This is a genomic window from Bacillota bacterium, assembly GCA_023511455.1.
Lineage (GTDB): Bacteria > Armatimonadota > HRBIN16 > HRBIN16 > HRBIN16 > HRBIN16.
Window position 1 is genome coordinate 1 of sequence record JAIMBJ010000027.1, and the last position, 20,968, is coordinate 20,968.

21 protein-coding genes and 1 tRNA gene are annotated in these 20,968 nt (G+C 59.3%); 5 read left to right on the forward strand and 17 right to left on the reverse strand.

The window, feature by feature from the left end; translation table 11 throughout:
• A partial coding sequence (locus K6U75_12925) for a hypothetical protein (GenBank protein MCL6475942.1) occupies positions 1 to 165 on the forward strand: 165 nt, incomplete at its 5' end.
• 6 nt (positions 166 to 171) lie between these two features.
• Here the strand turns inward: K6U75_12925 and K6U75_12930 are convergent.
• The 10 genes from K6U75_12930 to K6U75_12975 all read right to left on the reverse strand — a co-directional run bounded on the left by K6U75_12930 (position 172) and on the right by K6U75_12975 (position 7,297).
• Entirely contained in the window at positions 172 to 834 is a 663-nt protein-coding gene (locus K6U75_12930; protein MCL6475943.1) for a hypothetical protein, read from the reverse strand.
• A 23-nt stretch (positions 835 to 857) separates the two neighbouring features.
• On the reverse strand, positions 858 to 1,202 hold the full coding sequence (locus K6U75_12935; GenBank protein ID MCL6475944.1) for a hypothetical protein: 345 nt from the start codon (positions 1,200 to 1,202) through the stop codon (positions 858 to 860).
• Positions 1,202 to 2,056: an NAD+ synthase gene (locus K6U75_12940; protein MCL6475945.1), complete on the reverse strand. Its 855-nt coding sequence runs from the start codon at positions 2,054 to 2,056 to the stop codon at positions 1,202 to 1,204. The genes K6U75_12935 and K6U75_12940 overlap by 1 nt, the downstream gene beginning before the upstream one ends.
• A gap of 5 nt (positions 2,057 to 2,061) precedes the next feature.
• On the reverse strand, positions 2,062 to 2,964 hold the full coding sequence (locus K6U75_12945) for a beta-ureidopropionase (GenBank protein MCL6475946.1): 903 nt from the start codon (positions 2,962 to 2,964) through the stop codon (positions 2,062 to 2,064).
• Positions 2,965 to 3,232: 268 nt separating this feature from the next.
• Positions 3,233 to 4,225 carry a UDP-N-acetylmuramate dehydrogenase gene (gene murB / locus K6U75_12950; GenBank protein MCL6475947.1) on the reverse strand — a complete coding sequence of 331 codons (993 nt, stop codon included), beginning with the start codon at positions 4,223 to 4,225 and terminating at the stop codon, positions 3,233 to 3,235.
• A 29-nt stretch (positions 4,226 to 4,254) separates the two neighbouring features.
• Positions 4,255 to 4,347: transfer RNA gene (locus K6U75_12955), tRNA-Ser, on the reverse strand.
• 101 nt (positions 4,348 to 4,448) lie between these two features.
• Entirely contained in the window at positions 4,449 to 5,225 is a 777-nt protein-coding gene (locus K6U75_12960; protein MCL6475948.1) for a PD-(D/E)XK nuclease family protein, read from the reverse strand.
• A 2-nt stretch (positions 5,226 to 5,227) separates the two neighbouring features.
• On the reverse strand, positions 5,228 to 5,695 hold the full coding sequence (locus K6U75_12965) for a hypothetical protein (GenBank protein MCL6475949.1): 468 nt from the start codon (positions 5,693 to 5,695) through the stop codon (positions 5,228 to 5,230).
• Complete coding sequence (locus K6U75_12970) at positions 5,685 to 6,752, reverse strand: malate dehydrogenase (GenBank protein MCL6475950.1); 1,068 nt, start codon at positions 6,750 to 6,752, stop codon at positions 5,685 to 5,687. Before K6U75_12970 ends, K6U75_12965 begins: the two co-directional genes overlap by 11 nt.
• Positions 6,753 to 6,754: 2 nt before the next feature.
• Positions 6,755 to 7,297 carry a cob(I)yrinic acid a,c-diamide adenosyltransferase gene (locus tag K6U75_12975; GenBank protein MCL6475951.1) on the reverse strand — a complete coding sequence of 181 codons (543 nt, stop codon included), beginning with the start codon at positions 7,295 to 7,297 and terminating at the stop codon, positions 6,755 to 6,757.
• A gap of 123 nt (positions 7,298 to 7,420) precedes the next feature.
• On the opposite strand from K6U75_12975, the gene K6U75_12980 reads away from it, so the two are divergent.
• Entirely contained in the window at positions 7,421 to 7,960 is a 540-nt protein-coding gene (locus K6U75_12980; protein MCL6475952.1) for a thermonuclease family protein, read from the forward strand.
• A gap of 89 nt (positions 7,961 to 8,049) precedes the next feature.
• Here K6U75_12980 and K6U75_12985 read toward each other — a convergent pair whose 3' ends face one another.
• From K6U75_12985 to K6U75_13015, 7 genes are all read right to left on the reverse strand, one after another.
• Positions 8,050 to 10,956: a hypothetical protein gene (locus K6U75_12985; GenBank protein ID MCL6475953.1), complete on the reverse strand. Its 2,907-nt coding sequence runs from the start codon at positions 10,954 to 10,956 to the stop codon at positions 8,050 to 8,052.
• 447 nt (positions 10,957 to 11,403) lie between these two features.
• The gene (locus K6U75_12990; GenBank protein MCL6475954.1) at positions 11,404 to 11,799 is read right to left on the reverse strand and encodes a polysaccharide biosynthesis/export family protein; all 396 of its coding nucleotides are present in this window, start codon (positions 11,797 to 11,799) and stop codon (positions 11,404 to 11,406) included.
• Between the two features lie 27 nt (positions 11,800 to 11,826).
• On the reverse strand, positions 11,827 to 12,600 hold the full coding sequence (locus K6U75_12995; protein MCL6475955.1) for an enoyl-ACP reductase: 774 nt from the start codon (positions 12,598 to 12,600) through the stop codon (positions 11,827 to 11,829).
• Between the two features lie 84 nt (positions 12,601 to 12,684).
• A complete protein-coding gene (gene fliT / locus K6U75_13000) occupies positions 12,685 to 13,050 on the reverse strand; it encodes a flagellar protein FliT (GenBank protein ID MCL6475956.1) in 366 nt (121 codons plus the stop codon).
• Entirely contained in the window at positions 13,040 to 13,468 is a 429-nt protein-coding gene (fliS, locus tag K6U75_13005; GenBank protein ID MCL6475957.1) for a flagellar export chaperone FliS, read from the reverse strand. Before fliS ends, fliT begins: the two co-directional genes overlap by 11 nt.
• A gap of 28 nt (positions 13,469 to 13,496) precedes the next feature.
• Positions 13,497 to 15,776, reverse strand: a complete 2,280-nt coding sequence (gene fliD / locus K6U75_13010; GenBank protein ID MCL6475958.1) for a flagellar filament capping protein FliD — start codon at positions 15,774 to 15,776, stop codon at positions 13,497 to 13,499.
• A gap of 43 nt (positions 15,777 to 15,819) precedes the next feature.
• Positions 15,820 to 16,245 (reverse strand): hypothetical protein, encoded by a 426-nt coding sequence (locus tag K6U75_13015; GenBank protein ID MCL6475959.1) that lies wholly within the window; start codon positions 16,243 to 16,245, stop codon positions 15,820 to 15,822.
• A 92-nt stretch (positions 16,246 to 16,337) separates the two neighbouring features.
• Here K6U75_13015 and K6U75_13020 point away from each other — a divergent pair, with 92 nt between their 5' ends.
• The 3 genes from K6U75_13020 (at position 16,338) to K6U75_13030 (ending at position 20,740) form a co-directional block, all read left to right on the forward strand.
• Entirely contained in the window at positions 16,338 to 18,407 is a 2,070-nt protein-coding gene (locus K6U75_13020; protein ID MCL6475960.1) for a glycosyl hydrolase, read from the forward strand.
• Positions 18,408 to 18,423: 16 nt separating this feature from the next.
• A complete protein-coding gene (locus K6U75_13025; GenBank protein ID MCL6475961.1) occupies positions 18,424 to 20,469 on the forward strand; it encodes a glycosyl hydrolase in 2,046 nt (681 codons plus the stop codon).
• Between the two features lie 127 nt (positions 20,470 to 20,596).
• Positions 20,597 to 20,740 (forward strand): hypothetical protein, encoded by a 144-nt coding sequence (locus tag K6U75_13030; protein ID MCL6475962.1) that lies wholly within the window; start codon positions 20,597 to 20,599, stop codon positions 20,738 to 20,740.
• Positions 20,741 to 20,968: the final 228 nt, after the last annotated feature.

A 20,968-nucleotide genomic window follows, 5' to 3' on the forward strand; every position in this document is an offset into this window, starting at 1 on the left:
GACTGCACGAAGCGCACAGACTGGCACGGCGGGGGTATCAACATGGTGTTTGCGGATGGTCATGCCCGCTGGGCGCCTTTGGGTGGCATCTACTACCGCAACTGGAAGCGGGATATGCCCGAGTGGCATCCGAACTGGAACAAGCCCATCACCCAGGACTGGTAGACACACTTAGTCGGGAGTGTCGGGTTCGGCTACCGCCTGTTTCTGGTAGTTTTCCAGCTGTTCCAGCAGCAGGCGCATTTTGCGGGCGTGCGTCTCGGCGAGGAAGGGGTATCTTTCTACCAGCCGTACCGCCAGCGCGTAGAACCGCTCGCCGTTCGATTTGAACTCCTGCGCCACGCGCTGCAGCAACGGCATCAGCTGCTCAGGGGCAATGCAGGGCTTCTCCGACTCCTCCAGCTCCTGAAACAGGCGCAACATGCGCAGGGTCAGCGTGTTGAGGGTGAGTTCGTGGTAGACGCCGGTAATGGCAACGTATAACTCCTGTTCCTTCTCATCGCGGATGGGCAGGGTGATGTACTGCTGCAGGGCGTCGCGCTGGCTGCGCAGAGAGTAGGGCTCGGCAACCCAGCGGTAAAGGGCATCCTGCACCTCCTGCGGAGTGAGTATCTTCGCCTCGTGCGCCTTCAGCCAGCCGTCGATGATGGACTCGATGTAGGCGTTCCACGCGGCGTTGTCCAGTGCCTCCACCACGAGACGGTGCAGGATGTCGCGGCGACGCGATTCCTCGCGCGTGCGCTCGCGGAACACCTCCCAGCGCTTGAACAGAAAGTAAGTGCCTGCCGCACTTCCTGCCCCGATGATTGCCCCAACAATCAGCGAACTATCCATCCTGTCCTTCTGTTCGTGACTTCCTACCGCAAAAACTCTGCTTCAATCCATTCGCGGTTTTCGGGCAGTACGCGACCACCCAGCTGCATATCTATCACCACGCCACCCAGCCGTTGCGCAAGGTAGAAGGCGATGTCCATCGCCTGCCGGATGATCTCGACTCGCCGGTCCTCGCGTGCCCGCACCGCAATCAGTATAATCCCCGGACTTTCTGGCGAGCCAACGTCTACCCATACGGTTCCCTCTGCATTGGCGGCGATACAGCCTCCCTCGCTGGCGTTCAGCCCGATGGCTTGCAGAGCACCCTCTACCTCTTCCCAGCACCACTCGGTGTCTTCGTCTTCGGGTTCGATCATCAGGTCATACATCAGTAGTCCACCGGACGCAAATAGTAGTCATTGATCGACGTGGTGGAGAGCATGGCGGTGGTCGGCAGGTGACGTTTCCAGTGTGTGCTCTCCAGCCGTGCTTTGACCAGAAGTATCTTCTCGCGCGGATAGCCCATCTCCTCAATCTGCTCCACGCGATACCCGCGCAACAGGAAGTACAGTATCTGGTCAGCAAGGTGGTAGGAGATACCCAGGTCGTCCTCGTCTGTCTGCCCGACAATCAGGTCGGCAGAGGCGGGCTTGGACACAATCACCTCTGGCACACCCAGATACCGCGCCAGCTGCCACACCTGCGTCTTGAACAGGTCGCCCAGCGGGTTAATGGGGGGCGAGTCGTCGGCGTGCCACGTGAAGTAGCCAAACAGCCGCTCCGTCTTATTGCCGGTACCCACAGGCAGGGCGTTCAGCTTCGCGGAGAGGTCAAACAGCACAATCATGCGCATTCGCGCCATCACGTTGCCGCGTCGTCTACCGTCGGCATCGGGTTCGTACTGCAGATAACCGTCCACGGCAGGCGTGATGTCTATCGTGCGCGAGTGGATGCCCAGCTGGTCTATCACCAGCTGCGCGTGTTCCAGGCTCTCCGTGCTGCTGGTGCGGTAAGGCATACGGATGCCCCACACATTCTCTGCACCCAGAGCACGAGCGCACAAGAACGCCGTCACTGATGAGTCGACCCCACCGGACAGTCCCACCACGGCGCGGTAGAACCCCCGTCGGCGTATCATCTCGTCGCGCAGGAACTCTACCAGCCACTCGGTGACCAGCGGTGCATTGATGCGCAGCAGCTCCTCGGCGTCGTGTGTGCGCTCAGGGGCTTGGATGACTTCCAGTTTGCTCATTGTCGGTGCCTCGCATGTTGCTCTGCGGCGATTTCCTGCATCTCTATCAACAGGTCTGCCAGTCCCGCCTCCAGGTCAGCGAGCAGGGGAGCGTTCGCCCGTGCGATCGCTATCTCTTCGGTGTCGATAGTAGCGGTAATCATTGCTTCCCTCATCAGGGGAGCAGACACCACCACCTGCCCGAAGGGGTTCACCACCATCGAGTTCCCGACGAAGCCCTTGCCTCCCTCAAAGCCCACCAGGCTGGCGTTCACCACCCACACTCCATGCTCTTCCGCCATGTTACACAGCAGCTGCTGCCACTTCATGGCGTTGCCCACGCTCTCACCGTGAAAGCCCCTGCCGGGTGAGGCGGCAATCACGTAAAACACCTCGGCTCCCTTCAAGGCGGCGATGGCTCCCGTAATCGAGTGCCACACATCTTCACAGATTAATACGGTGGCGGGACCGAATCGCGTGGGGAATACCTCAATGTTACGCCCTCGCGCCACAAAACGCTTCTCCTGAAACACGCCGTAGGTGGGCAGGAAGAACTTGCGATGTGTGTGCACAGTGCGGCACGATTCGGACTGTGCGCTGAGGGTGAGGTAGAGGGCGGAGTTATAATACTTACCGTGCCACACCTCATAGAAACCCAGCACCACATCCAGCGGCTCTGGTCGCGCAAAGGGCAGATAGCGTTTCACCAGCGCCTCCAGTATCTGCTCGCGTGTTCGCGCCGCTTCGCGCACACCGCCCTCCAGAAAATATCCCGAAGTGATGGTTTCGGGAAACACCACGACATCAGCGGGCACGCCGTCTTCCACAATCTGACGCAATATCTCGGCGACCCTGTCCAGATTGTGCTCCACATCGCCCTTGCGTGGCTTGAATTGTACGGCGACGACACGGATTTTCATCTGCAGACCTCAGTCCTGCATTTTCAGCCCTGAAAGAAGTCTGAGCCAATGCTCTACCTGCTCCGTCGTTTCCGGTGTTACCCTGCCCCAAAGTTCCACAAATCGTTCCCGAGACAGGCAACGAGTGCCCTCGCACATGATGAAGCTCCGCTTGACCACGCCACCTAGTCCGTGCGAAGACGGGCATACGCCTCGTGAAGCTGACACGGACTGTCGTCGTCTGCTACGCAAAAAGTATCCCATATTGTCTGCGGGCTTGTCAACGTTTTTACGACCAGTCCCCGACAGTGAGTACCTCCTCTTCGAGCAGAACCCCAAACCTCTCGAAAACCACCTGCTTGACCAAATCTGCCAGTTTACGGATATCGGTCGCGGTAGCACCTCCGGCATTGATGAGAAAGTTCGCGTGTTTCACAGACACCATTGCCCCTCCAACGCGCGTGCCCTTCAGCCCCGCCTCCGCAATCAGGTAACCCGCAGGTACGACGCCCGCCTCTTTCAGTCCGGTAGGCAAACTGTATAGCTTCTGAGCCAGTTCCACATCATATACGTTCTTGAAGAAGCTGCCCGCCGAGGGGTTGGGGGGCTGTCGTTCGATGCGCCAGCGTTGCAGCTCGCGCGCTTTGGCGAAAATCTGGCGGCGGTCGCCACGGCGCAGACGCAGGGTTACTGCCAGTATAGCCGCGCGCGGGGGGTCCGGACGGCGCAGGATGCTGTCGCGGTAGGAGAACTGCATCCACTCTTGCGTCACCCGCTGGCGTTCGCCCTCTACCACCACGTCTATCGTCTCCACGAGGTCGCCGATGTTTTCGCGGAACGCCCCCGCGTTGGAGATGAGCGCACCACCCACCGTGCCCGGAATACCCACCGCGAACTCCAGCCCGGACAGCCCCGCCTGCGCGGTTTTGAGGAACAGCAACTGAAAGGGTGCGCCCGACTCCGAAAAGGTGATTTCTCCCACCTCGATGCGGCGACAGCAGTTGTATACCACCAGTCCACGGATGCCTTTATCGCTGACCAGCAGGTTGCTACCCAGTCCCAGGATGAAGGTGGGTACGCAAAGCTGATGCGCAGTGATGACCACCTGTGCGAACTCTTCGATGTCGGTCACCCTGTAGAAAAGGTCGGCGGGACCGCCCACGCGCAAGGTAGTATAGTTCTTTAGAGGTTCATTCAATCGCAGGTGAGAGGGAACGGGAACCGCCTGCATCAGGCGATGCAGAGCCTCAGACAGCGGCGTTTGCTGGCGCGGTGTGGTCACAAGTTTCGTCTGCCACCGAAGGAATAAAATGGCGGAGAGGGCGGGATTCGAACCCGCGACCCAGCTCTTCGCCGGGTACCCGCTTTCGAGGCGGGCGCACTAGGCCACTATGCGACCTCTCCGCCGTTAAATATACAGCATTTTGGGCGAGGAATCAAGGCGATCGGGGACGCGACCTGTGCTATTGTCGCCGCAGGCTTTAGAGTGCGCTACGCGGCAGGGATTAGAGCCGTTCCCAGATGCGCTGGCACAACGGCAGGAAATCGCACTCCTCGCAGTGCGGGATACGTTTGGGTTCCAGGTACTCGAAGTCGCGGGAGACGATTTCTTCTCCCAGAAGGCGGATGTCTTCGCGAAACTCCGCGAGTTCCTCGTCGGTGAGGCTGGCACTGGCAAACGCGCCCGTCTGCAGCGCGACGATGGTGGCTATAATGCGACGGTCGGGGTAGAGCTGCTTCAACAGCAGCTGGTAACAGCACATCGCGAGGTCATCATGCACCTCTTCGGGGGCGACGTCGGTGCGCCAGCTCTTGTAGTCGATAATCTCCAGTGTGCCGTCGGGGTGTTCGTCCACGCGGTCTACACGCCCTACCAGTGCGAACCTGCCCATGTCCATGCGCAACAACCGTTCCTGCATCAGCAGACGCGGGCGCTGTTCAGGGGGTGTTTGCTGCAGGCTCTCCTGTGTGCGTGCGTGATACTGCTCCAGCAACGCCGCCGCTACCTGCTGGAACTGCTGCTCTTCGTGCGGCGACTCGTAACCTGCCGCTACCCACTGTTGCTGCATCACCTGTTGCAGCTGCTCGACCGTTACGGCTTCCACTCCGCCCGAGGCGTGCAGGTGTTGCAACACCGCGTGCATGGTGGTGCCGAAGGAGTACTCGCGCTTGGCTCGCATATAGAACTTGCCGCGCGGGTTGAGGTAGGTGTGGTAATACTTCACCTCGCACAGCAGGTAGGTTCGGATACGACTGGGACTGAGTACCGGCTTGCGTGCCATCGTTACACCGCCATCACAGCCGAGACCACATCTTTGAGCGTGCCTCGTTCCTGCAGGGAATGCACAGCCCTGTCGACAGCCCGCGTGGCTCCCGTGAGCAAGACCGTTTTGCTGTCTCCGCTTTCCGAGATAATCTCTGTATGCACCTCTCTGGGAAGGTCGGCCATCTTTTCGTCTGGGCTTACGCGGACGATGGCGATACTGCGGAGTTCGCGCGCGGTGTACGGATACGCTTCTACCTGCACCACCTGCTGCAGGCGGGCAAGGGTGCGCAGGAGTGTCTCCTTTTTGCGCTCGGTGGCGTGGAAGCTGAGCACAATCGTGCTGGGCGCCTCCAGCAATCCCGCTGCGCTGCTGCCCAGCGTGGTATCCACCGAGACGCCGCGGCTGGAAAACACCGAGGCGATTGCCGTGAGCGCGCCCGGCTTGTCGTGTACCTTGATCACAAACACCCAGCGCTCATCCACCATGTTTCATCCACTCCCGCAGCTTACGCTGTACCTGGCTGGCTGCCTGCGTCAGCAATCGCGCCTCATCTTCCCACAGCTGCAACGGAACCACCTGCGACCAGCCGTTAGTGCCCACCACGATAGGAGCGCCGATGGTGGTGTGGATGCCATAAAACTCGCCATCCAGCCGCACCTGTCCCGCCACCACAATCTCGCGCCCGTCCATCAGCGTGCGCACCAGGTCTACCGTGACGTTGGCGGTCGCAACGGCTGTTTTCGCCCCCGACAAATGGGTGAGATAGGGCTTCAACACCACTCGCAGGTCAGGTGGGAGGCGGTCGACATGCTCAAACGCCTCGCGAATCAGCCCCTGCTGCAGGTAAGCCAGCGTCTGGATTTTTGCCTGCTGCACTTCGGAGGGGAAATCGGTCAGCTGACGCTTGCCCCGAAGCCGCGCCGTAATAGACAGCATCTCCTCCATATCCATGCCGTAAATACGCAGGCTACTCCACAGGGGAACCATCTGTTCGCCGTGTTCGCCCACCACGAAAGCGTGTACCATCTGGCGACGCACACCCACATCGGCAGCGATTTCGCGACGGAATCGCAGCGAGTCCGAGTATGCCCCGATGCCAATCACCCGATGCCTGCCCAAATAACGGCTGAATATCTCCACGCCCAGCTCCACCGGGTTGGTCACCACGATGACGACCTCGTTGCCGTGTCCATGCTTCTCGATAGCGCCGGCATAGGCATGAAACACGGGCAGGTTTGCCATCGCCAGTGTATCGCGCGATGGTGCGCTGGCGGCGTCCGTGGGAACCGCTTGCCCAGCTGCCATCACGATGATGTCACCGACTACCTCATCGGGGTGCAGGGCTACATCTATTTCGGGGGCGATTTCGGCGTAGGCGTCGGACAGGTCGCTGCGCAAACCGTGTAGCACCCGCTCACTCCTGCCGCCATGCCTGCCCACCAGTTGCAATCGCTCGTTTGGCGACAGCACTCGTTCCGCTACCAGCTGAATGGCGATCTCGCGCCCACAGTCGCCGCTTGCTCCGATAATCGATACGTCCATGTCTACAGTTCCCAGATAATGTCCTGTACGCCTTCGGCGGTGTTGACCGCTCGCGCCATCACAAACAGCAGGTCACCCAGTCGATTCAGATAGGTGAGAATATGCGGATTGCCGGGCTCCACATGGAACAGGCTGACTACGCGCCGCTCTGCGCGACGGCACACGGTGCGCGCCACGTGCAAAGCCGCTGAGGCAACCGTGCCCCCAGGCAGGATGAAATGATGCAGGGGTTCCAGAGTGTCCTCGATCTCGTCAATGTAGTGTTCCAGTTGCTTGACCTGTTGCTCCGAAATGGGCTTGATCACCGGCTTCTTGCCTACCGGAACCGCCAGCTCCGCGCCGATGACGAACAGCTCGCTCTGCACCTGTTGCAGTATCTGCCGGAATCGCTCATGCAACTGGAGATGCGCGATAGCCAGCCCCAGGTGTGCGTTCAGCTCGTCGACGCTGCCGTACGCCTCCACGCGGGGCGAGTCCTTACTCACCCGCTGTGCGCCCAGCAAGCCAGTGGTACCGTCGTCGCCTGTTCTGGTGTAGATACGCATGTCTCCCCTCGCCGGTACTTGATGATACCATTTTGCACCGTCGGGTAGCCGAATGTCAAGCGCAGGCGGGGCAGGGAACAGGGCAAAACCAACAACCTTCGTGGCAGGAATCAGCGTCCTTCCATGTCCAACTATCTCTTCGTGGCGAAAAGGAACCGAAGAACACGAAATGCTACCGTCTCCCTGGCGGCGGTCGTACTCGTTCTGGTGGTGTCCGCGCTGTGGCAGCGATGGATGCCGGCGCGAGGGGACTTCGTCGGCAGGGTGGTGGGCGTCTCTGACGGCGACACCATCGAGGTGATGCGTGCGGGTAGGGCGGTTCGCGTGCGCCTGCAGGGCGTTGATAGCCCGGAAAGCCATCAGGCGTATGGCACGCGGGCGAAACAGTTCACCTCCGATTTGGTGTTCGGCAAGACGGTGGCGGTGCAGGTACGCGGAACCGACCAGTACGGGCGCATCCTGGGCGAGGTCATCCTGCCAGATGGGCGCAGCCTCAACCGCGAACTGGTACGCAACGGCTATGCCTGGTGGTACCGCCGCTATTCGGATGACCCGGTGCTGCAACGTCTGGAGGAGGAGGCGCGGCGCGAAAGGCGTGGCTTGTGGCGCGACAAGAATCCGATACCTCCCTGGGAGTTTCGGAGGGAACGTCGTCAGCGTTAGGAGGTGGCTACACGACCTTCTGTCTGCATTTCCGTGAAAGCGTGGCGTCGGCGTGACCGTGCCTGACCCTCTCATGCCGGGTGCATCCCTCAACTCCCGCTGACAACCACAAATATCCACCTGCCCGATAGTTCCGGGCTGACCTCGATAATCACCCTGTTGCCCTCACGGCGGAAGGGAACCTCCCGCCCTTTGCTGCCCGGGGTCGCTCCCTCGAGGAACAGCTGAAACTGCAGAGGGAACAGGTTTTCGGAGAGCATCAGTCGGGCAGCGCCGTGCACCTGTATTTCCATCACCGCTCCGCCTGGAACTCGCCGTTCTGAGGCGACAGGCGCCCATGCCACCAGCGCCAGCGGGTTTTCACCGAGTCGCTCGGCGAAGTGATAGCGCTGGCCGTCAATCTCTATCTGTGTGCAGTCTGAGCCGCAGAATGCAGCCAGTTCTCCGCGCTCGTCGACGCGGAAGCTCACCGTGCCTGAAGCGTTGACGGTCACGCGGTGACCGTTCACGGCGAAGTCTTTCACTTCCACGCGCTCCGACGGCAGTTTCAGCCGCTGCAGAACCCGTTCATCCTCCTGCCGGTTTCGAGCGAAGCCGCCGCTCCAATCTTCGACGATATCCCGTGTATGAGGAGCGATGGCAATCGCGCCGTTCGGGAAGCGGGTAACCAGATACTGCCCTGTGCGCGAAAGGCATTCGGTGTTGTCGTTCACGCCGGGCAATTTGCCGGTGGGCGAGTAAGCCCCCAGTGCGCTCAATATCTCAAACCAGTTGCGGGCGTCATGCCCCAGGCTGCGGGATTGGTCGTCACGAGGGCGATAGCCGAGGAAGGCAGCGATCCCCCCTCGGGCAGTTCGCCTGAGCGTGCCCACCACCCGCTCACCGACGTGAGCCACTTCCTCAGTGCCTGGCTCAGCCTGCACAGGGTAGATGCGGTCTACCAGAAAGTCGGTCAGGATGGTTTGCGGAGCGACTTCTTTCAGGGTTCCGCTGAAAGTCACCACCCGCCCGGGTGCGGCGATGCCCTCGTTTTGTGCGGGGGTGTAGCGCACACCGAATATCTGTTGCCACAGCGGGAGCGCGGGTTCGCCCTCAGCAGTGAGTACCGGTGGAGGTCCCGACCATATCACCCGACCGCCTGCCTCCACCATCTTCTGCATCAGCTCCAGCGTCTTGCGCGAGGGGAAAGGCTCGAACAACGCCACGAGCGTGGTAAAGCGGTAGTCCCCAATACGGATGGCTCCGCCTTCCAGCTTGCCCTGTTCCAGCAGTTTCCACTGCGTGATGTAGTTGGCGTAGCCGTATTGCGTCATCCAGCTGCCGAACCGCTCTTCCACCGCCACGAGGTCCAGAGGGTAGAGCATCAGCACCTCTACTGCGCGGTGTTGCATACCCTGCACACGCCCATGATACCCCCCGGCGGTTCCATAGGCGCACTGCAACCACCAGTGCCTCTGGCTGATTTCCTGGGGAGACCCCCAGTGCGCCGCGTAAGAGTAGGGCACCTCGTTGAGGATACCGGTGGAACATCCGAGAGCGAGTCCGTAGTAGTTTCTGTCCAGCCAGCCTCCTTCCGAGTGGTCATTCCCGTTGCCGGTTAAGAAATCGCCCCAACGGAAGTAGTCGTAGCACGCCGAAGCCGCCTGATGCACCGTCACCGACCACACAAAGTTCGGGGTGTACTCGTACTTATGGCGGTTCATGTTCTCCTGCCCTACCTGCCAGTAGTCTACGGTGGGACTTTCCGCCCAGGTGGCATGCGCCCGTGCCTCGAGCTTGTGCCCCATGCGCTGCTCGGCATACCGCTTGGCGGCGACGAACAGGTCTACCACTCCATCCTGCAGCAGGCGGTAATAGCGCGCACGGAAAAGAGCGGTCTCGCGGATGGCTTCCGGCGTCGCACCGAAGACGTGCATCACTGGCTGCCGTGCGCTCAGGTCGTTGGCGAAGTCCTCCTGTGCGTACACGAAGTAAATCAGGTATCTGGCAAAGTCGCGGTACTGGTCACCGTACATCTGGGCGTAGCGACGCGCCAGGCTGTCGGTCACGTAGCGCATGGCGAACTCGCCATGTTCATGGTGGTTGAAGTATGCCCAGTCCTGCTGGATGTGCATTTCATCTGAATAGAGGGCATTGAGTTTCACCCCTGCATCCGCATACATATCTACCAGCGACTTCAAAAATGGCAATGCCTTCTCACTGAAATAGTCCATCTCCGGCGAGCGGTATACCTGTATCACCAGCACGCGGTTGAGGTCGCCGATGTCGGTGCGCCCTTCACCGTAGACGCGGATACGTTCAGCGGTAAAGTCTCCTGCCCGCGCCTGAACGTTCGAAAAGACCTCTACCTTTGCAGTCTCGCTAATCTCTACGATGTCGCTGGGGTCTACCACGCGGTACGGTGTGCCGGGGATGGATCGCTCGCGAAAAGCAAACACCCTCACGCCGGCGTCTTCCAGCTCCACCACCCCTTTGTTATTTGCCCAGCGCTTGTGTCGCCAGACCTGCACGCTGAATGCCCCTGTTTTCGGGTCGCGCAAGCCCTTGCGATACTGCATCCACACACCACATTCGCCCGTGCGGGCGCGGTAGGCAGGTCCCACCTCCAGCGGCGAGAGCAGACTGAGCTCCAGCCCCAGTCCATAACCCTGTGCGAACCGGGCGATACCTGCGATACGCTGCACGTACTCGTCCATGTCGGGGGTGTAGCGGCGCGGTCCCGCCTGTCCAGGACGATACTGGCTGAAGAAGTGGTCAAAGGCGATGATGAGAGTACGATGCCCTGCCGCTTTTGCCTGTTCACATACCTGGCGTAAGCTTGCCTCATCTTTTTCAAACGTCAGACTGAGGTTCAGCACCCTGTCGGGGTCGGAAAGCATTTCTAGTTCCTGATCGCTGACCAGAATGATAGCAGACTTGCCGATTTCGAAGCCGTACGCGCCCGGATAGCTGACCAGCTCGGCACGGTAGGTGTTTTCAGGGGCTTCGTTGTTCATGATGGTATCCTCCATATTGGCGAGTGCGGGTATCAGTATCCACAGTGTTACTAATGCCAGATACACCAGTTGCACCAGATGTTCGGCAACGCCTCTTCTCACTGGAGCCTCCTCGTCTGCTGGCGGACCATGCTTTTCAGCGCTTACAAAGACACTTTTCTGTCATGCTGAGTGCAAACGAAGCGTCTCATATCCTGTCACCCTGAGCGCCAGCGAAGGGTGTATGAGATTCTTCGCTTCGCTCAGAATGACAATACTTCAGAATGACGGATGATGTCGGTTTACGTCGCAAGCTTCCTGACAGTCTTCCAGCCACGTAACTCCTATAGTTCATGCCCTGGAGGGCGAACCTCGTGGTGAGCGGTAAAAACACACGCAACACCTCAGCAGGAGCCTTGCCCTCCAACGGGCAATCGGTTCATTAAGAGGTTCCTTACGCCACAGCACCTATCGCATTGGCTTGACGTTTACCTGTGGAAGCACTTCCCGCAGGTGTTTTGCCCATATTTCGCCCAGCTTCAACGGCGTGGTCTTGTTGCGAGCCGCGTGTTTCTTATCGACAGTGACCAGCAAGTTGTCTTTGACATATATCGCCGCCTCGCCACCGGCAATCGGCTTGACCACGATGTCCGAAGGCTGGATATCCGGGTCCTGCAAAATCTTGACCAGCCGCTGCGTAATCGCGTCTGCCCTCTGCTGCGGCGTCATACCGCCTGCGCTGAAGCGGATGCGCAGGATGAGTTCGCCTCCAACCGTGACTTCACCAGGAGGCTCTTCCTGCGCAAAGGTGAGGGGGACCATCGTGAACAGCAACGCCAGTGTCACAACCAGTGTCTTCTTCATCGCAGCAACCTCCATTCCACCTGACTTTTAGACCATGCCCATGACGTGGTAACCGCTATCCACGTAAAGCACCTCGCCCGTGACGCCCCGTGCGAGGTCGCTCAGCAGAAAGAGGGCAGCATCCGCCACCTCTTCGGCTTCCGTGTTGCGTCGCAGGGGAGCGACTTCGCGCACCCTTTGCAGCATGGTGGTAAACCCCGCAATCGCCCGAGCCGCCAGCGTGTTGATAGGTCCCGCCGAAATCGCATTCACCCGAATGCCCTTCGGACCGAGGTCGGAGGCGAGGTAACGCACGCTGGCTTCCAGCGCGGCTTTGGCGACGCCCATGACGTTGTAGTTCGGCACCACGCGCTCGCTGCCGAGGTAAGTCAGCGTCACCACGCTGCTTCCTTCTCCCATCAGAGGCTCCAGCGACCGACACAGCGCGACCAGCGAGAAGACGCTCACGTCCATCGCGATACGGAACCCCTCACGCGAGGTATCCACATAGCGCCCCGATAGCTCCTCTTTCTTCGCAAACGCGACACTGTGTACCAGAATATCCAGTTTGCCCCAGCGCGTCTGTAACTCCTGCGCCAGATTCGCTACCTGCACATCGTCGGATACATCGCACGGCAGGAGCAGCGTTCCCGGTAGACTTTCCGCCAGCGGACGCACGTTTTTCTCCAGACGCTCGTTCTGATATGTTAACGCCAGGTTTGCCCCTTCCTGCGCTAACCGCCGGGCAATCGCCCAGGCGATGCTGCGCTCACTGGCAACACCCAGCACCAGAGCGTTCTTCCCTTCCACCAAACCCGACATGCAATCACAGACCTCCACTTTCACGAATCAACGTCTCCCCTTTGTTCGATGAAAGTGGAACTTATCCCTGCATGAAGGGGAATTTTACGCTGCGCGGTCTTCCAGACCGCCCGTGGAGGCGCCGAAGTGATAGCGTTGCGCGTTTTCGCGGATACGATGGAGAGAAGCCATGTCTGCCCGCAGTGCGGTCATACGTTCTTCCATCATCTGCTGCAGATGCTGGTTCATCTGCCAGAGGTGCTGGGCAAATGCAAGAACTTCAGAGGGTAGTTGAGAGGGAGGTGTCTGCCGCAGTACCTCCAGAATTTGCTCCTGTTCCTGAAGCAGCTGTTGCAATGCAGGCCAGTCCTGACGGCGGATGGCGTCCTCTTGCAGGGCGCAGAGAAGCTTCACCCGCTCGGCATACTTCGCCAGCCACTTCTGCCAGGATGCATCGTCCTCAGGCGGCATGAGACACCTCCATTTTTTCACCGGCTGTTTGGGATGAAGCCTCGCGGACTGCGACTTCCACCTGCGCCCAGGCTTCTCGCAGGCTTTGCAACATCTCGCACACCTTTTGCACCTTTGCTACATCGTCTTGCAGGTTCGCCATCACCAACTGTTCATGCATGAACTGGTACAGCGCCATCAGGTTTTGGGCGATTTCTCCACCTGCTTCCATATCCAGCGAGCTTGCCAGCTCGGTGATAATCCGCTGGGCGCGCACCAGATAATGGTTCTGTTTCTCGCGGTCTCCCTGCTGCATGGCAGCCTGTCCCTGTCTCAAAAAACGGATCGCTCCGTCATACAACATCACCACCAGTTTGGCAGGTGATGCGGTGTCTACCTGCGTACGCTGGTAAACATCGTAGGGGCTTGTCAACGCCATCTTCCGCTTCCCTCTTTGTGAAGGTGTATTATCTTATGTTGAGACTGCTCAGCAGACTGGCTTGTCCGAACAGAGCAGTGAGATACTGCGCCTGAGAGCGCATCTTGTTCAGGGCGTTCTCCATCGACGTGAACTGTGCCCGCAGGTCGTTCGCCCGGCGCTGCATCGCCTCGTCAAACGCCGAGATGCGCTGCTTGATTTCATCGATCTGCTGCTGGATGGTCTTGGTTTCTTCGGTCAGCGCACCGCTGATGGAATCGGTAAACTGCTGAATCAGCTGGAACACCCGGTCTGCGATGCCGCGCGTGACCGTGACAGTGCCGATGATGCCCGGTGTGGTGGCGGTCACCCTTATCTGTAAACCGTCGGTGGTGGCGTTGCCTCTGTTGCCGGTCAGGAACTGACCATCACCTGTGGCGGCTTCGCCGTTAATGGTACCTGCCACATCCTGCCCACGCACTTCGAGCCGGGTGGTGCCGATGCCGCTGTTGTTATCTGCGGCTTCCTGGTCGCTGACTACGGTGAAAGCCGCTTTCGAACCATACTGCTTGGAGGTAAGCACCAGTCGTCCGCTCTCGTCCTTCGAAGCAACCAGATAGCGCGACAGCGTGGCGTCCGCGTTAATCTGCGCGATGGTGTCGTCGATGGTGTTGCCTGCGTTCAGCGTGATGGAGTACTCGGTGTTGTTGAACAGCGCGCCGCCAAAAGTCAATCGTTCGGTGGTGGTGCTTGCCTGTGTCTGCGCCAGCGAAGCCGTTGCCTGCGCTTGCGTGGCAACCTGGGTAATGTTGACCGTAAGAGGCTCGCCGGTGGCTTTGGTCTTGCTGGTAGCGATGACAAAGGTCAGACGCGGATCGCTGGTGCTACCCATCACCCGGAATAGCCGCTCCACATCGCTGAGACGGCTGTTCAGCGCGGCTTCCAGCTGCGACTCTTTCAGCACCAGCTTGCCGGAGCCGGTGGGGTCCAGGGTGATCCCCACCTGTGCCAGCATGCTCAGGTCGGAGGGCGCGCCTGCTACCACATCCGACACGGTTGCCATCAGCTCGGCGGTCAGCGCGTTGATGGTCGCGTTGCCGAACAGGGGTCCTGTGTCGTAGGTCTCTTTGTCGAAGTAGTCATACTTTTTGATGAGGTCTATCGTGGAGTTGTAAGCGTCCACGAATCCCTTAATGGCGTCCTTAATGCTTTTTATATCGCGGCTGACGGTGATCGTCGTTCTCTTCGGGTTGGTGGCGTCGGCATCCATCAGGGTGATAGTCACACCGGAGATGATGTTGGTCAGCACGTTACTGCTGCTGGTCAGGCTCATGTTGTCTATCTTAAACTGGGCGTCTCTCGCCTGAATCAGTTCGTTGCCGTAGCCTGCCTTCAGGATACCCAGCGTTTCCAGAACATGCTGGTCGTCGGTGAAAGTGGGCGTGCTGGCTCCAGTGATTTGCAGACGATAACGAGCAGTACCTTTTTCAGTAACCGTTACCACCGAAGCGGTAACGCCTGCCCCGGCATCGTTGATTTTCTGGGCGATACTGTTGAGTGAGTCCGTGCTGAGGTCAATGGCGATATCCACACCGTTGATTTTGACGGTTCCCGAAGGCGCACCGCTCAGGTTCAGCAAGGTGCCCACGGCTGTGCTGGTGTCTGCAAATTTATCGGATTGCGCCCCGTTGGTGACCGCGTTCTTGATGCTGACCGAGCTGGTTACCAGCCCCAAGGATTGCAGTACATTACCGCTGCCCAGATCGTTCAGGCTAATGGCGTTCGCTGCGCCGGACTCGTGAGCGGTCAGTACCAGATAGTGCTCGCTGCTGCTGACGCTGAGCACAGAGGCGGTGACCCCCGCTTTGGCGTTGTTGATTCGCGCCGCGATGTCGCGCAGGTTGTCGCTGGCTACTACAGTGACCTGTTTGCCATTGACCATAAAACAGCCGCTCAAGCCGAGGGCGTTCTCTGCAGTCGTCTGCGCGGTGGTACCGATTTTGTGGTTGGTCGCCAGCTGAGATACCTCCAGCAGGTATGTGCCCGGCAGGGCATCAGCGGTAGCGGTAACCCGTGCGACGCTTTCTGCGCTGCTGGTGGCGCTCGCCGCTTTGAAAGCGGTTTGCACGGTAACCTGAGAAATGGCGGATTGGAAGCCGAGCAGCTGCGTCTGTACAGCCTGTAACCCGCTCAGCCTCTGCGTCAACTGAGACTGTTGAGTCGACCATATCTTCTTGCGACGACTCTCTATCTGAATGATTTGTTGAATCAGGGTCTCCGTGTCCATTCCGGAGACAAGCCCTGAGAAGTTAATCCCGCTGGTGCTCAAATTGCCGACACCTGCCTTTCAACCGTCCGGTTCTGACTGACCGTTATGCCGCCTGCTGTTGCTCTAATTCCTCAGCCAGTGCTTGGAGCCGTGCCCGGATTTGAGCGATGCGTTCTTCCACTTCACGCTGGTAAGCCTGTTCGCGGCGCTCGCGCTCCTCCAATTGCGCACAATAGTATGGCACTCGCTGATTGATACGTTCCACGAATTCAGCAGCGAACTGAACGACCCTGCGCAGGTCGTCTCCCTCGGAAACGATGCAGCGCAGGCGGTCGCCCACTACATCCAGCTGCAGCTTGCGCGCGGCGATGATTGCCTTCCATTCCTCGCTGAACGCCAGCGTCCACGCCTCATTGGGCGTTTCGGATAGTTGCATGTAGAAGGCGTACGCGGTCGCAAATGAAGGGTCTTTCTCCACGCTGTTCACGTCGATGCCTGTGATCTCGATACGCTGCGCCGGATATGCCATACGACCAACCTCCTCTGCCCATATTATCGGCAGGACTCTCTGGCACTCACAGCGAATCCGTTCGGAAAAAGTACGGGGATTTGAATCGGGAAATGGCAGAGCATCGGTACTACCTTGTTAGCCAGCATGATTGGGCCAAGCGCATAGGCTTTTATCTCGCTTTCGAGAACCGTAACCCTTCCGGCCCATGTCGGGTCGAGACGCTCGGGCTGTTCTTCGGCGTTGCGGACGGCCAGAATTGGTACGTATCCTCTATCCCTGCTGGACAGTGGCGACTGGACACTCGCTACCACATCCGCGCAGAAATCACGGCAGAACGCGCGGTACTCTGGCAGAACGGCAAACAGGTCGGCGAGCAGGCAGTACGTCCACATCTGGTATCAGGCAAGTTGAACATCGGCGAAGTACCTTCGTGGGCGTTTGGGGATACTGATTATCATCTAGTGCCTGCGGAGCTGCGTCTCCTGCAGGGCGGTAGGGAACAACGGTTCAAAATCGGAGGCCCGCCTGCCGACCTGCCTGAACCGCTGCGCTTTTTCAACCCCCATGTCTTTTGGGGACTGGCTACTAACTTCTCCACTCATCAGATAGAGTTCGTCCCCAGTCTGCCAATTGCTGTAGAAGTAACTATCCAGCTGGCGCGGATACCAGACTGGCGGCGGTATATCCCTTATGTGGACCGATACGGGCAGTGTCGCTACGCAGACTACCCAACCAAGGTGCGTCGTGATGCTGATTTGCGCCGCGATTACGAGCAGGAACAGCGCATCCTTCAACAGTGGGGTATCCCTAACATCTTCGACGCGTACGGGGGCTACCTGCGCGCAGGGTGGCGTGAGAGACCGACTGGTTTTTACCGTGTCGTGCGCCGTGACGGATACTGGTGGCTGATTACGCCCGAAGGCTACCCCTGCTTCTATACTGGCGTTTGCAGCGCGCCGATGGAGGTGTGGGAACTGACCCCCGTTTCCGACCGCGAGGAGATATTCGAGTGGCTGCCGCCGCGCGAAGGAGAGTATGCTGGCATCTGGGCAACCAACGCCTGGGGTGAGAACACGGGGGCGGAGTACGTTAGCCTGTATGCCGTGAACCTGATGCGACGCCTCGGCACGAACTGGAGGCAGGCCTGCCGCGAGCTGGCTAAAAAGCGGCTGCGCACCTGGGGCTTCTCGGGGGTCGGCAAATGGGGTTACCTCGAGGAGATGCCGTTCGCGTCTGTGCTGTCACGGGGGAATGTGCCCAACCTCGTTAGCCATCCCGACATCTTTGACAGCAGCGTTCAATCGCGGTTCCGCGCCGAGCTGGTTCGGCAGATAACGCCGTACCGACGTAGCCCGTGGGTGCTGGGCTGGTCGGTGGGCAACGAGGATCAAGAAATCATCCGGCGCGATGAGATTCGCAAAATCCTCGAGCTGCCGTACGCCCCACCCGCGAAGGTGGCAATCGTGGAGCATCTGCTGCGCACACGTTACGACGGAAACCTGAGCAGGCTGGCGCAAACATGGGGTGTGTCTGCAGGCAGTCTGGAGACCCTCTGTCGGGCGTCCATCACGAGGGCTTCTGACGAGGAGCTCGAAGCCATGCGCCGTTTCTATGCCGACCGCTACTATGACTGGATATACCGTACAATCAAAGAGATTGACCCCGACCACCTCTATCTCGGCTTCTGGATTTATCCGTACGGCTGGGAAAACGACGAGGATTGGAACCTGATTGCGAAACACTGCGACGTGTTGGGTTATGACTACTACAGCCTCACCTTCTCGCCACCGCAGTTGGCACGCCTGTTCGACAGGGTCGATAAGCCAATCCTGTGTGGCGAGTTTGCGTTTGCAACTTATCACGGCGGGAAGCGCGGTTGGGGGGCGTTTATGGGGTCGTCAGCAAGCGATGACCGCGAGGCAGGCGAACTCTACGTTCAGTGGATTACCGATGCCGCCCAGCACCCCTTGTGCGCCGGGGCAATGTGGTTTCAGTACCGCGACCAGCCGATTACTGGGCGAGGGCCAGGACGGGGGAAGCAGCTGTTTATCGGCGAGCACACGGCGCACGGATTAATCGAGTTTACAGACCATCCGAAGTGGGACATGCTGCGACGGATGCGCGAGGTTAATCTCAAAGCGGTGCCCGTACGGCTGCGAGCGGCAGAGCAACGTCGTTGAAAGGGGGAAGGCTATCGTGCCAAGCCATCGCTATCACTTCGCTGCCCAATTCGACTGGGCAAGACGCACAGGGTTTTACCTAAGTCTTGAAAACGACTCAACTGAGCCGATTTGCAGGCTCGACACGCTTCGTGTTGCGATGGGCATCGGCGACGGCAACGCATGGCGCTTTATTGTCGGCTCAGCCGACTGGGACTGGGGCAAAACCTTCGCCCTGCGCGCACGGATCACTCAGCAAACGGCGTCCTTATGGATCAACGAAAAACTGGTTGGCGAAAGCGCTGGCGCCGTCGCTGCTCACCAAGGTGCCCTCGAGGTTGGAGTGACCCCAGTCTGGGCAATGGCACCAACGCAGTACTATGTCACAGCGCACCGGGTCGCCATCCGTGCCGGCTCTGGCAAACCGCTGGAGTTCGCGTTAGGGGCATTTGCACCCGCCGTGCCCGAACCGGTGCGGATGTTTAACCCCGAAACCTTCTGGGGACTGCCGGTTTACCGAAGGGGGTTTACCCCTGCCTTTCCAGTCACCATCGAGGTGACGTTTCGCCTCGCGCCGATGCCCGATTGGAAGCAGTTCCAGCCTTATATTGACCGCTACGGGCAGTGTCGCTATCTGCAGACCCCCGACAAGGTTCGGCGCGATGAGGACTTGCGGCGCAGTCTGGAAGAGGAGCGACGGCTTCTGAAACAGTGGGGCACGCCGACCGACTACGACCCTTATGGCGGTTACCGCAAGGCAGGCTGGCGCGAAATCGCAACGGGCTTCTATCGCGTGGTGCGCCGGGACGGGTTTTGGTGGCTGATTACCCCCGAAGGGAATCCCTGTTTTTATTTGGGAGTATGCTCTGTTCCCGCGCTGAACTGGGAGAAGACGCCCGTCTCGGAACGTGAAGCCATTTTTGAATGGCTCCCTCCGCGCGAAGGAAAGACCGCCGAATTGTGGGGCAGGGATGTCTGGGGCGAGCAGGCGGGCACCGACTACGTCTGCCTGCACGCCGCCAACCTGATGCGACGTTTCGGGAGCGACTGGAAAAAGCAAAGTATTCAACTTGCGCGACAAAGGTTACTCACATGGGGCTTTTCTGGCGTTGGTAAGTGGGACCGTTTGGAGAACTTTCCGCATGCACCTGTTTTGAATCGTTGGGGCATTCCCACCTTGGTGCGCCATCCTGATATCTTCGACCCCGTGATTCAGGCACAGTTCCGCGAACACCTGCGCCGACAGATAGAACCCTATCGCAACAGTTCGTGGGTGCTGGGCTGGTCGCTGGGGAACGAGTATGACGAGATTGTCACCCGCGAGGAAACATTACAAATCCTCCGGCTGCCCGGCGCACCTGCGGGTAAGCGAGCTTTGATAGATTTTGCGCTGGAAAACTTATACCGAAATAATCTCTCGCGGCTATCTGCAGCGTGGAACCTGAAGGCGCGTGACCGCAGCGCGCTTTACACCTCGCAGTCAACCCCACCCGACGAAGATGTCGAAACACTACGCCGTTTTCTTGCAGACCGCTATTACGCATGGATATACCGCACGGTGAAAGAGATAGACCCCAACCATCTCTATTTTGGCTTCTGGGTGGTGCCCGGCTGGTGGGAAAACGAAGAGGACTGGATGCTGAGTGCGCGGCACTGTGATGTGCTGGGCTACGACCTTTACGCGCCCGAATTCGCCGACAACCGGATGAAACAGCGGCTCAGCCGCATCGATAAACCTGTCCTGTGCGGCGAGTTCTCCTTCCCACCGTATCACGATGGTGCCCGCGCTTACGGACGCTATCACGTGTGGGCGAAGGATGAAAGGGAGGCGGGGGAACTTTACGCACGCTGGGTAGGCGATGCGGCGCAGCATCCTGCCTGTGTGGGAGTGATGTGGTTCCAGTATCGGGACCAGCCGCTCACCGGACGCGGACCCGGCAGAGGCAATGTGCTGGTTATCGGTGAACACTATGCCTTCGGGTTGGTTGATTTCACCGACCGTCCCAAGTGGGAGATGCTGCGACGGATGCGCGAAGTCAACCTGAAGGCGGCAGCCATCCGTCTGCAGACGAGGATGAAATAGGGCTCGTCGAACCGGATGTGTTACGGTAGCACGAAGGGTGTACTGCCAGAAACGAAGCACCTGCGACGACGCTGCCCAGAAGCCGACGTTGTCGTCGTTGGGGTTGGTGCTGTAGGTTACCCAGCCCGTGATGTGCAGTGTTTTCGGCTGCGTGAGCACCACCTCCATGGTGGGCGCATTGGTTTTCCAGCTGGACGTGCCGCCAATCAGTCCGAAACGGCTTGCTGTCCTCGCGGGGTACACCACCCAGCCGCTGGAAGGCAGATTATAGAGACGTCCCTCCACATGTGCCGCGCGCGTATCCCACTGTGTTGCCGAAATATGCATCGAAGACAACATGACCGGCTTGAAGGCTTCGCCCGGACGGTTATCCAGAGTGAGGTTACCGGTGACGCTTAGCGTCTTCACCTGTGCCACGAGGCTATTCTTCGCCGGCGGATAGAGCCGTACCTCCAGCGATACCTGCAGGCTGGCGATGGTTCCCGATAGAGACAGGAGC